General features: G+C 45.7%; 1 protein-coding gene. It reads right to left on the bottom strand.

What is annotated here, in order from left to right; translation table 11 throughout:
* Positions 1-101: 101 nt before the first annotated feature.
* Positions 102-14,693: a hypothetical protein gene (locus Q8N22_03135; GenBank protein MDP3052918.1), complete on the bottom strand. Its 14,592-nt coding sequence runs from the start codon at positions 14,691-14,693 to the stop codon at positions 102-104.
* Between the last annotated feature and the right edge of the window lie 35 nt (positions 14,694-14,728).

The raw sequence follows: 14,728 nt of genomic DNA, 5'->3' as shown, positions 1-14,728 counted from the left end.
CCTTATACCACTGGCGGATTATCAGAAGTAAGATTCTGGCATAAAGACAGGCTTTTGGACATCCAAAAGGTTAAAACAGAACTACTAAAGATAGTGCACTTTTAATTTATAAATAGTGCACTTTTAAAAAATCGGTAACATGTTTTATTAGGTTCATCAGCTTTAATCTTGGTCTTCGCCAGCATTTCCGGAGATGGCGGCCCGCCGGCAGTCACCAGGATTTTTTCCATCCTGGCAATATCCTCCTTAACCTGTCCTAAAACCTCTAAATTCTGACGGTAAACACCGATATGCCGTTCCCGGCTTACTGTATCATCCGCCTGTGAGGAAAGAATATCATTTAATTTAGGATAGATTGTATCCGCTATCTCCTTAGCCTTAGGATAATAAGGAGTTTGTTCCAGCCTTGCCAATATTTGATCTACCCGTCCTTTTAAATCTGAAATCTTATCCTGGCCAATCAACCAGATATCTTCAACATCGACTTCAAATACACGCACCTCACCGGGAGTCAGCTCAAGATCTGTCTTATAAACATAATGGATCGATAGGGCTGAATCATATTCTAAATCCAGCCCTCCTAAATCCGCGATATCCTTAGGTTTAACTTCTCCCGGCAGCTCATACTTAATCTGAACCTTTTGCGTCTTCACCGGTGAAGGGTTAACCGCGACGATCCGGAATTTTACGCTTCCCGGGGCAAGGGTTGTGGAAACCACCGGAGCATCCTTACCGCCAAACCTAGCTTCGAAAATTTGTTTCAGAATCTCGATGACTGAACCAATCTCATCAGTCTTGGTGCGCATATCTCTAACCGTCGGTGAACTAGATAAGGCCTTTTCAAACAAGGCGCTTAAATCCAGCCCCTCTTTACCGCCCAGAGCCTTTAGGCGATTAGATATATCATCCACAGTATTATTTAAACGCGAAGAAGGGCCATCCTTGGCTAACTCCGCGGGTAAAGCATCGACAGAATCTCTAAGGTTTTTAAGGGTCAGAGCAATATTAATATTTTCACCGCTCACTAACACTGCCTCCACCGCCTTAATCGCATCCAGGGCCTTCTTAGCCGCGCGCTCTGCTCCGGGAGCAGCGGAAGCCAACCCGGCAATCGTGGTTAAACTCATCGACTCCACCATTCCTGAGCCGATTTCAAAAGCATCACTGTCAGTTTCTTGCATAATATAGGTATAGGCCTTGCCACTTGCAAATCTATTGTCAGTCTTAAATTTAAGGCTATAAACGCCGGGATTAGTTTTATCTTCCTTTAATTTCTCAGCGGTGAAAAGAATCTTATTGTCCCAACTATACATATCCACCGTCGGCTTCTTCTCCGGAAGCCCGGTAGCCGTTATAGTTACTTCCTCCCCGGGCAAAGACGGATCAGGGGATATAACTATACGCCAGGAATATTTCTCCGCCGTGGCTTTAAGCATGTCACCGGCACTTTCTGCTGTTTTAGCGCTCTTCTCTAATAATGCGACTGCGGTTGTAGTGCTGGTTTCAAAGCTGACTAAAACTGCGGTAAAATTTTCCAACATTTCCGCGGTAACCGCGGTAAGCACTGCCGCCTGCGCATCCAACCTCGCCTCAATTATACCCTTGATACCTCCCTGAGCGGCAATCGCATCGGGATCAGCATTAGGCCCGGCCAGAATCTTACGCATATTAGAATCCATTACAGAGATCGGCATATCCAATGCAGTATTGACCGTAGCCGTCATATTCTCCACAGCCAACTTCATATCATCCATGGCCTTAGGAACAGTCACGGTAAAAGAAACTGGCGTCTTAAAAGTAGCGCCGGTAGCCATAGCCACATAGCTGGATACTGTATAAACCCTGCCTGGCTGTAATTTAGGATAGCTAACCTGAGCCGTATGATTGGTTGGCCCCCAACTCTGGCTAAAGAAACCATTGAAGCTTGCCGGAATCGGCAGCTCTCCGGTCTTTTGAGGCGCGCAATCCGCAATAACATTATCCATCGTGCGCACTTCTTCATAATCATCATCAGGATTAAGCGGCGTACCGTTATTATTCATCCGCGTTCCTATCCAGAGTTTAACGTTATCCGGAAGGTCCGTGTAGAAAAGATGTTTATTATTGGCCTCATCCACGAGAACGGTTTTACGTTTAATTTTGTAATTACCATCATAGATGATAACATCAGTAATCACAGAACCGGTAACCAGCGAACCGTCTCTTTCCAACCAGCTGACGATGGACAAGTTATCAGCGACTACATCATAAGAAAACTCCGAATAAGCGCGCCAAATATGCACGACTAAGGTTTCCATCGTCCTAAAGATCGTCCGGTCTTTTCTCCAGATAAGCTTTGACGGATCCCATCCTACCAAATAATCTTCGGCAATCGGCCCATAATCTGAATGAGAAAACTCCGCGTGAAAACTGCCTGCGCGCACCCAGTGCGTAACCGGTGAAGACAAGCCCTGAGCAATCCAGTTCTGATAATAAGGAGGCACGGTTAAACCTGAAGTATCATTAACTTTTAAGTTTGAAATAGCCTGGTTCGTCACCAAGTCGCGGATATCCCAGGTAATTTTATAATAATCAATTTTTAATTCATCCACGCCGCCGGCAGGATTAGGGCCCTGGACATAAACATCATGGTCATTATGGTCATAGATGCGTATTTTGGCATTCACATAATACGGAGGAACCTGCAAACGCTCATTAGGTATCGTCCAATTATAAGTTCCGGTAATATTGGGTAAATTCGTGCCTCCGGCCATCGGGATTTCCGTTATGAAATTATCTTTGGAATATACCAGGTCAACATTGGGTATCGTACCAAAGGTATTCCATTTAATCTGGCGGACCTCATCCACAATCCAGCGGCATTCATAAGCCCCCAGTTCATTTAGCGCAACTGCCGGAGTGACTAAGGTAAAGACGCCCTGAATTTTAAATTTAGGAGAAACGCTCAACACGCTGGGCACCCGCGGATCAAAAATTCTCAATTTACAGTTAGGAGAGATATGGTTGGGAACCATCCAAGCATAAATATATTCTGATCCGGCTCCTCCCTGGCCTGCGCCGTTAGGAACATTGCCTAAGTCGACATTTTGATTCTCATCGACAAAACCATTGGTAGAAAGAGTCAGGCCTACCTGCGGCATGGTTCCACCCCACTCCCACTTAACCTGATAAATACTATCCACCGCCAGCTTAGCGTCTAAGGTAGGAGTCTTGACAATAAGGTAACCAATAATCTTAAATAAATCCGAGATACTATAAGTATCTGCTTCGGAAGCCCGCGGATCAACAATTTTAATCAGAACATTATCATTAGCCTGATCCGGAACAAGCCAAGAGCGTAAAAATTCAGAAGCTGTTCCTCCGGATCCGGCTCCGTTAGCCACAATCCCGTCGTTAGCCGTGCCGTAATTCTCAAGAATAGGAGCCCACCTTCCGATACAATAGCTCTGCCCCTCAGCATTACCTTCGGCATAATTAGCAGTTAAGGTAACCTGGTTATCATTATTTACGGATTGGATAATATACCACTTGGCAACATTTTTAGGGTTAGTCGTGCCAATACCAATAGAATCTCCGGCAGAGACATTACTTAACCAGGAGGCGCCTGTTCCGTTAATCACCGGGCTTCCCGCAGCGACAGTTACATTACCGATAGTATATTTAGTGATAAAATAAGTAATCATCACTTCAGGCATCGTGCCTCTCCATCCCCATTTAATACCTTTATTCATTTCAATTTCCCAGGTATTATTTAAAACCGGCGCTTTCACCCAAATCTCCCCCTTGATCCTGAAGGGGTTGGAAATGGCAAAGGCATCAATATCCGTATTACTCTTCACTCTCACCCTGACCTGATGCGCGCTTTGCGGGTCAGCGGAATGGAATTGAAAAATATCCGGTATGGTCCAGCTGTAAGTAGTACCCTTCTCCAGCGCGCCATTGTTCAGATTAGAGATAATCTCCCGGGCTTCAGAACTAAAGTTATCCGTAGAATAATGCAAATCTACTGTTGCTACCGTACCGCTGTTACTCCAGGTAATATTATGCTGCGAACCAATGATCCACTCCTCCGCGCCGGCGGGCGCGCTGATGGCAAATTTCGCCCTGATCTTAGCCATATCCGCCGGTAAAACCGGCCCGACTCCAAAAGCATCGGCGTCATTAGCATCCCCGACCTTAATCTTTAACTGCGCGGTAATATAATTAGGAACCGGCGACCATTCCCATTGGCCGGCGCTGGCTAGCACTGAACTGCCGGGAATAGGATTCCAGCTTCCGATAACGCCTCCGGAAAGAGAATAATAAATACCCACCATCGCATCAGTGCCGGTATAGTTCCAAGTAATCGTAGCCGGGTCTCCAACATACCACTTAGAAACTACAGTCGGAGAAGTGACATTAAATCCGCGCATAATCTTAAAACTGCTGGTAGAAATATCAAAAGCGCCGTTATCATCTTTATCCTCAACCTTAAGCATTAAATCCGGCTCGATAAAAGACGGAACCGTCCAGGGATAAGTGTTGTTTCCCGAGTTGAATGTGCCGGTTAAAGTAAAGGTATCATAGATCGCCGGGTTAGTTTGTTTATAATAGGTAAGCTTCACTCCGTTTGTCCGGCCAACCTGATTCCAGACGATATTCTGTTGAGAGCCTACTGTCCATTTCTGGCCGCCGTCAGGAGTAATCACTGTAAACCTTGCCCGGACACGGAAATCAGCATTAGAGATATCCTGAATATCCGCATCGCCGGACTTACCAACTCTTATCCTAACCTTACCGGAAACTGACTCCGGAGGAATATTTAACCAATCATAAGAACCGCTATTAGGAGCACTAGGGCTAATAGAGAATATTTTAGCCGGAGTAGCAAAATCCGGGTCGTCAAGTGAGTAATCAATCTGCACAAAATCCAGCGGCCCATCCTTAGCCCAATTAATCGCTTCATTGGTTCCGGCTAACCAAACCTCCAAACCATTAGGCCGGGTGATGGTTACGCGCGGTATAATCCTAAAGGTATTATCGGAAGTATCAAATACATCACTAAAAGAAGTAGTATTATTATCCCTTACCCTCACTCTGGCTAAATCCGTAGCAATACTCGGGATTGTCCATTCATATGAACCCAGGTTATTTAACCCCTGAGGGTCAATCGGGACATAAAGCGAACCGTTGAAATAATGGATATCCACCTTTTCAATTCCCGGCCCTGTCCAGGTGATCCAATGTTGGGTACCGCAACCCCACTTCTCTTTATCCGCAGGCACCAGGCTGCCATTAGGAGAAGTAACGATAATCTGCCCCTTAATTACAAAATCCGCCGGGGAAATCGCGAAAGAATCATTATCTTCAACATCACTGATGACGGCGATGATTTTAATCCTGCAGGTCGCGGATATAGTCGGCGGAATAGTCCAGGGATAACTGCCGCTGGAAGAATTCGCGATAAAAGCAGGGGTCACCGTCAGCCAATCCGTCTGCGTAGGCTCTTTACAATATTTAATATTCACTTTCTCCGCCAACGCCAAAGAATTCCAGGTAACATTCTGAACAGCGCCAACCACCCAGCGTTCGCCGCCAATCGGAGAGCTAACACTGATATTATCCATAATCTTAAAAGCCGCATTGGATTCATCTTTTACCTGGTTATCCTGGGAATCGCGGATACGGATAAAACAGTTATTCGATAAGACGTTAGTCGGCACGCTCCATTGATAAGAGAATAAATCCGCCTGATAAGCAATCGTATTAATATCCGTGTAAGCGCCGGCTACACCATTAGTGGATAAAGACAAAAACACACTCTGTATCGGGCCCACCCTGCTCCAGGTAACCTGAGAATTAACATCATTCTGGCCGCCTTTAAGTTTATTCTGGCCATTAGGAGATATCAGGGTTAAACTGCCCTGGATGGTAAAAAGAGCTGAGGTTTCGGTGGCTGCGGCGTCATTGACATCGGAAATCTTAATCTGAGCCTGGTTATAAGAAACTACCGAGGGTAGAGTCGCGGAATAAGATTCCACGTTATTAATTTGTGAGCCGTCATTAATGAAATTCCAATTCGATCCCGCGTCAGTCGTATACCGAATATAGACCTTAGGAATAATACCTTTGGTCAACCAGCTGATCGTATTACCGATACTACCGCTTAACCAGCGCGCCGAGCTGTTAGGCTGGCTGATGGTAAAACCACCGCGGATGGTAAACGGATCACTTTCATCATAAATCGTAGGCTTACCTACCTGAACCACCTTAATCATGGCCTGAGTAGAAGTAGCGTCAACAACCGGCCAAGCATAAGTATGCACTCCCGGCCCGGCGGCTACGGAATTAAGAATAATATTTTCATCAAGATAACTAGTCCCATTATCTAAAGAAAGGCGCAGCTGGACATTGGCTATCGAACCATGAATAGTATAGTTGATATTATTGCTTTCACTGCATATCCAAATCTTTTTATTGATCCCCACTCCGGTAGGACTGGTTACCAGGATTGAACCACGAACAACAAAATTTCCGGATTCATGGGCTTCGGTATTACTCCCCACAGCCGGATCCTCTATCTTCACCCTGACTGTATCGCTAATCGCATCCGGCACCGGCCAAGTATAACCTAAATCTCCTGCCGGTACAGTAGCAATTGTATTCGGATAGCTATCCAGGCCGGCGTTGGTATCATATTTAAGCCTTACCTGAGCAAGCGTACCGGACTTTGTCCAGACAATCGTCTCCGGATTATCCACGATAAGCACCTCTCCTCCTGCCGGATAAACCAGGCCGATGTCCGCGGCAACCTTAAAAGCAGGCGAATCACTGGGATCCGTCTCACTGGCAATGGTGGAAACAATCCGGATCACCACATTATTACTCACATTATTCGGAACGCTCCAACTATAGGTAAGCAGATTAGAAGCTATTCCTTGAGCTCCGGAAATAGGATTGAACCCGCTGCCATAATCATAGGATAGATTTACCGTACCCACCTGGCCTTCTCTAGTCCAGGTAATATTTTTAAGCTTGCCGACATCCCAAACCACATTAAGTTGCGGATTAGTAATCGTTAATCTACCTTTAACCGTAAAAGAATTTGATGTTCCGGGAATGGTCGGCTTAGCCGCATTAGTATTGCTTACTCTCACCTTAACCTGAGAACTGAGCACTGCCGTATCCGGAATAACCCAGCGGAAACTGTTGCCGCTTAAATTATCCGCATCCTGGATCGGCTGGTAAGCGCCGCCGCCCACATTATATTCCAATTTAACCGTAGGAATTGTACCAGTTTTACTCCAGGTAATGTCATATCCGGCTCCGCCGACATACCAGGTTTCTCCGCCGACAGGCGCCCCCAAATCCAGCTTTCCGGTAATCGTAAAGATATCTGATTCATCCGTCGTATCCGCGGGATCATTATTATCAATAATCTTGACCTTTACCTGGGAAGAAATATTGTTGGGAACCGTCCAGGTAAAGCTCGACGGCGTAGCCGCCAGGTTCGTGGCTCCGGAAATATCCTGATAAGCGCCGCCATCCACGGAATACTGTAATTTTACTTGAGTTACCGGCCCGGTTACATCCCAAGTGATATCAAAAGGAGTCCCCACCACCAGAGGAATCGTGCTCAAATTAGGCGCAGTAATCTGCAGGTCTCCTCTAATTTTAAAATTCGCTGCGGAGATATCAAATGATTCCGCGTCATTGGCATCGGTAACCTTAACCCTTACCTGGCTGGAAAGAGTCGCCGGAATCGTCCAGGCTTTGATATTGTTATTGGCAATATTCTCCGCGATCTTATCCACTCTCCAGGTGCCTCCTCCGTCAGTAGAATACTCTAAAGTAATATTCGGGACGTTTCCAACCGTAGTCCAGGTAATATCGTGGTTAGTTCCGACAATCCACTTCTCCGTCCCTAAATCCGGAGAGGTAACATCGAATACACCCTGCACCTTGAATGATGCAGATTCACCTAAAGTTAAGACATCATTAGCATCGGTAACCTTAACCTTAGCGGTAGCGGAGACAGTATCCGTGGGAATATTATTCCACCAGTAGAAAAGATTACCGGCAGAAGTAGACTCAATAATCTGCTTAGTATAATTTGTTCCACCATCCGGAGAATATTCAATTCTCACATTGGCAAAATCACCTATCCTGGTCCACTCGATCTTATAGTTTGTTCCGACCTTGGCCTTCACCAAATTATCCGGCTTAGTCACGGTAATACTTCCGACAATATTAAAATCAGGAGATATATCATAAACATCCGCATCCAGCACATCCTCGATTTTTACCTTATAAGTACTGCTGACATGGTTAGGTAAATTATCCCAACGGTAGAGCAAGTTACCGCCTGAGGTTGAGCCGATAATCGTATTGGTAAAACCTCCGGCATCTACGGCATAGGTTATCTTGACATTAACAATACTACCCGTCCTGATCCACTCGATATTATGATCACTGGATTGGGCAATCCAACGCGTAGCCCCCGTAGGAACGGTTACCTGCAGTTTACCTTTAATATAAAATACAGCGTTAGATTCATCTTTAACCGTGGCGTCGCGGGTATCGGATACCCGGACTAAACATAAATTGCTGATGGCGTCAGCCACTGAAGGCCAGGAGTATTCTCCCGCGCCCTTACCTGCCGCGGTAGAGGCAATAATTTCATTCCAGATACCGCCGTTATTCTTGGAATACTCCAGTTTAACCGTCGGGATTGTCCCGCTAGCCAACCACATAATTTTACGTGTTGTCTCTCCAACATACCAGGTTTCTCCGCCGTTAGGCTGATTAAGTGTGAGCGCACCTTTAATTTCAAATGGATAAGCTGAAATTGCCAAAACATTCGGATCATTAGTCGCCTTAACCCGCACCTTCAAATTATTACCAATCTCATCCGGAACTGTCCAGGGATAAATACCATTGACATTGTGCGCGGAATTTGGAGAGCTGGCCGCCACTACGGTGACTTGACTTTCGTTTAAGAAAGCATTAGTAGAATATTCAATTTTAACATAGCTAAAAGTTCCTTGCGGTTTCCAGATAATATCCTTGGGCTCACCTACTGCCCAGAGTATTCCTTCGATGTTGGGTTGAATAAGCTCAAGCTTACCTTCTATTTCAAAATTATCTGAATCTTTATAAACCTCGCTATTGTTCAACTGCGTAATCCTGATTTGGGCACTCTTAACATTACTCGTAATCCCGTCTATAGGCGGGGCCCAGGAAGTATACGGGCTGTTATTAAAAGCAACCGTAGTTACATCCGTCCAGGCATCAGTATTAATCTTCCTGAACTGGATCTTCAGATTACCCATATTCGCCGCACCTGTGCAAGGAGTAGTCCAGGCGATATTATGCGCTTCCGCCACTTTCAACGCTGCCGTTGAACTGTTAGGTTCAGTAACCGTAATTGCTCCTTTAACCATGAATAATTGGGACACTCCATATACCGCTCCCAAAGAAGTATCCGTTACCTTTATCCTAGCTTTTTGTTCAAAACCCACGGTGTGGTCAGTAATAATATCCTGATTCACCGGAATATTCCATTCATACGGCGCAGAGTTACCGGCTACAGGATTAGCAATAGTATAGGTATAATTAGAGCCGTTGTCCTTAGAGTATTCAATCTTAACCGTCGGTACCAGGCCGGTGATCGACCAGACAATGTTGTTACCGGCCTGAGTGCCGATGGCCCATTTATCCGTGGCCGTAGGCGCGCTAAATGTAAGTATGGGGCGGATTTCAAAATTATCAGAAGAGTCAAAAGCATTAGCGTTATTCGGGTCAGATACCCGGAATTTACAGTTAACTGCCCGGACATCAACCGGCACGCTCCAGCCGTAGCTTCCGGTGTTGGAGACTATCCCGGTATTTGTCGTCTTATAGTCAATATTATGCCAGGCGAGTCCATCAAAGAATTCTAACTTGGCATTGGGGATTTCTCCCTGCAGGCTATAATTATTCCAAGTAAGGGTAACTGATGCACCGCTATTGAAAGTCCCTGGGGATTTAGTCCCGGCCAAGAAAAGAAAACTACCAATAATATTATAGGCAGGTGATATGCCCAAGACTTCATCGGCGGTGCCTTCACTGGCTTGTTGAATAACTTTAACCAAAGAGCCATTCTCAATCTGAGCGGGAATAGGAGTCCAGTTATAAGAACTAAAGGTATTGCTATCTACGGTATTAATATATTCATAAGCGCTGTCGTGAAAATAGTAGATCTTAACATTACCCAGGGTACCGGTCTTCGCCCAGGTAATGGTCTTACTGCTGCCGACGGGAACGTTTTCATTTAGGTGCGGCTCATTAACCGTGATACTACCGATAATATCAAAGCTTGCCGATGTGCCGTAAACATTAAGATTGCCGTTATCAAATACTCTGACCTTTATATCATCGCTAATGGCATCCGGTATATTATTCCAGGTATAGGGCACGGTCGCCGATACTGTTCCGGAATCATCAATCACATTGGTAAACGCGCCGGCATCTTTAGAGTAGTAGAGTTTAACAAAAGACACCTTGGTTGAACCGTTGAGGCTCCAGGTAATGGTATTGGAGTTAGAGCCGACGACTAAATTCTGATCCAAAGCCGGCTGGCTGACGCTAATTACCGGACGCATGGCAAAAGGATATACCGAGGCATTAAAGACGCTGGAATGCGCGGAATCCGTAACCTTCACCAGACAGTTCTCCGAGTTCTCGTCAGGAATAGTAATCGCTTTAGTGTTGCTGCCGGAGGTATGTCCGGCTTCGCCGGTAATAATATTGGTCCAGCCCGTGCCGCCGTTAGTGGAATAATCGATATCGACAGTGGTCACTGCGCCATTGGCTGTCCAGTTGATGTTCCGAGCCTCACCCTTATACCAGACAATCTTAGGCGTATCTGTGTTCGGAGCAGTAACGATCAGGCTGCCGACGAGTTTTACATCATAACCGGAGATAGATTTAACATCCGCATCCGCGGCATCCCTGGCCCTGACCCTGACGGAGTCACTTAAAACATTGGTCGGGATACTCCAGGAATAAGTACCTTGCGCCCCTGAAGCAGAGTTCGTTGCCTGGCCGATCAAGATATTAGAGCTGGAAAAATTATCAATAGAATAATGGAACTCGACTGTGCCGTATGTTCCGGTAGGAGTCCATTTAATATTATGGCTGGAGCCGACAGTCCAGATTAATCCTGAAGTGTTGGGTTCGTTAATGGTAACCTGGCCTTCGATATCAAAGCCCGCGCTTACCCCCCTAACCTTAGTACCGTCATTTAAATCCTTAACCTCAATTACCGCTTTCTTCTGATTATCTAAGGTAATCGCATCCAGCGGCAGGGTCCAGGCATAAGTTCCCGCGGGAGCGCCATAATTATAATCTAAGGTAGTAATCGGGATGAAGGTCGTGCCGGCGTTAGTAGAATAGCTTAAGACCACATCGTCTTCGTTGGTAATACCGCGGCTAAAGAAGCCGGTAGTCGTCCAAGTAATATTATGCGGGACGCCGATACGCAAGGTATCGCTGACGGTGGGACTGGTAACATTAATTAACCCCTTCATCTTAAAGCTGCTGGATAAGGCATAAACCGTGCCATAAGAAGAGTTAATTACCCGGATCTTAGCCTGATTAGGAGTTCTTAAATCAATATTCGTAGGAATATTCCAGGTGGTCGAGTTAGTATTGGCAATGCCGGATTTAAGGTTGATCCAGTCCGTGCCGTTATTCCGGGAGTAATCAACATTAACATTGGACACTACACCGGTAGTAGTCCAGGCAATTGTTTCTCCGGTAGTACCCACTACCCATTCATCGCTACCGGTAGGATCATCAATAGTCATCCTGGCCCGAACTTCAAACAGCCCGGAGGTAAGCGTAGCCACCGGGTTATTGGGATCAGTAACTTTAATTAAACAGCTGGAGGCTGGATCCGGAAGGCCGGAGACCGGAGCATTCCAGGAATAACTTCCGGTGTTAGAGACAGTATAAGGATCAACCGGATTAATATAGCTCCAGCTGGTCCCGTTATTTGAAGAGAATTCTAAAATGACATTGGTAATGGCAGAACCGGTGGTGCTCCATTTAACGTTATAAGGATCAGCTGCCTGCAGGACATTAACCGGATTATTCCCCAGGTCTTCTACTCTTAGGTTCGTAAACCCGCCGCGGATTTTAAAGACGGCAGATTCCCCAAGTACTTCTGCTTCATTGCTAATCGCCGCGACCTTAACCTTAACATTATTAGAAACTTGATCCGGTATACTCGGCAACCAGGCCCAGGAACCTGCTCCGGCAACACCACGGGATATACCGGTAGCTAATGGCTGATATCCTCCCACTCCATAATCGTAATAGATATTCACATCACTGATTGAGCCGGTATAAGTCCAGTTAATCGTCTTATCCGTGGCCGCAACCTGCCAATTAGAAGAACCCATAGGCTGAGTAACCACAATACTGCCATTAATATGACAAACCGCGCTGTCTCCATAGACATTACCATTAGTCCCGTCTAAGACGCGTACGACAATGTTATTACTGATCGCGTCAGGAATAGGTGTCCAGGTATAGGATTGATTAGCCGCCGGTATATTCAGCGCTAAATTGGCAAAGGCACCGCCATCTTTAGACCACTGGACGGTTACCGGATTAACCTTGAGCGAACCATTAACACTCCAGAGTATATTCTTACCTGTGCCGACTAATAAATTCTCGTTTAAAACCGGTGAGCTCACCGTAAGTACCGGGCGCATGGCAAAAGGATAGGCGGAAACACTGTAAACATCAGCATAATGCGCGGCATCCGATACCCGGATATAACAGTCTTCGGAATTCTCATCAGCTAAGGTCCAATTATAGATATTACTCCCTTCAACATGCCCGGGATCATTAGCAATAATCGTCGTATATCCGCCGCCGCTAGAGGTCTTATATTCAATCTTAACATTAGTTACCGTGCCCACCGCCACCCAGGTAATACCCCTAACCTCACCTTTATACCATACCGGAGCAGGCAAATTGGATTCCGGAGCAGTAACATCCAATGAACCAACTATTTTAATCGGATAAGGGCACACTGCTTTAACATCCGGATCATTTTCATCGCTCACTCTTACTTTTACCGTATCGCTAATGGCATTAGGAATAGTCCAGGGCCAGGTTTTCTTTACACCGCTTGCCGAATTAGATACCGAGGCCACATAATACGTCTGTAATTCATCGGCAAAACCATTTGTAGAATATTCCACCTTAACCGGAGAATAGGTTCCTGTCGGCGTCCATTCCAGGTCATGAGCTGAATTTACCGTCCAGATCAAGCCGCTGGTCTCCGGAGTATTCATCGTAATTTTGCCTTCCACCTCAAAGAGCCCGGATACGTCGCGCATCTTATCCGGGTTACTGGTATATTTTATTTCAATCGCCCCGGTCTTTTGATTAGTCGTGATCGCATCATTCGCAGGGGTCCAAATCCATTCCTTGGCATTTTGATCAATATTATATAGGAATGTAAATGGCGGTACTCCGGTCTTAGAATAGGAGATATCCACCATCCCGCTGCCTACAGAATTCCATCTAATGGTAAATGGTGAACCTACGGTTAGCTTATCCGTAGCCAAAGGAGCTTCAATGTTCACGTCTCCCAATACGGTAAACTTAGCGCTGATACCATAAAGAGTCGCGTATCCGGCATCCGAAACCCTAATCTTTGCCACATTACTCAAATCTATGGTCGCCGGATTCAAAGTCCAGGGATAGGGTGTAGTGGAAGGCCAGGAACCCACCAAAATTACCGGCCAACTAGTTCCGTTATCCGGAGAATATTCAATCTTAACATTACCGCAGACGCCGGTAATATTCCAGGTTATATCTTTGGTGGCATTTTCATTCCATTCCACATCCAACGCCGGCTGAGTAACCGTAATTACGCCTCGAATTTCAAAATTATTTGAAGTAGCTTTGGTGTTGGAGTGATTGGGGTCGCTTACCCTAAAAGCGCAGCTCAAAGACTTAACATCCGTAGGAGCGCTCCAGGAATATGATCCAGAGTTAGAAACTATCCCTGTATCCGTAGTTTTATAGTCAATATTATGCCAAGTCGTCCCGTCGAAAAATTCTAACTTGGCATTAGGAATTTCATCTAATAACCCTTGATTATTCCAAAGCACCGTATACGGAGTGCCGGCGATAATTACCGGTTGCACCGCATCCATAGTAAATTTACCGGTAAGATAAAATTGCGCAGATAAGCCGGATACTTCATTGGCTGTGCCTTCCGTATCCAGATCCACCATTTTAATCCGGCTATCATTTTGCACCCGGTTAGGCACCGTCCAAGGATAGGAGCTGATGGTATCAGTATCTACCGTAGCGATATACTGATAACTTCCCTTGTAAAGATAGTAAAGCTTGACTGACCCAATCGTTCCTTTCTTTGACCAACTGATCGTTTGACTGGAACCTGCCTCCCACTCTTGCCCGGCGCTGGGAGATAAAACTGAAATACTTCCGATTACCCTAAAAGAAGCGCTGGTCCCAAAAACATTAAGATTGCCGTTATCAAAAACCCTGACTTTTATGTCCGTACTAATAATATCCGGGATATTGTTCCAAGTATAAGGCACAGTAGCTAAGACAGTTCCGGAATCATCAATCACATTAGTAAAGGTGCCGGCATCTTTGGAATAGTAGAGTTTAACATACTGCACTTTAGTCGAGCCGTTTAAACTCCAGGTAATGGTAT

The organism is bacterium (genome assembly GCA_030693325.1).
Lineage (GTDB): Bacteria > Patescibacteriota > Minisyncoccia > UBA6257 > MFKM01 > MFKM01.
Note: the sequence above shows the minus strand (reverse complement) of the source record. Positions and strands in the feature narration are given on the sequence as shown.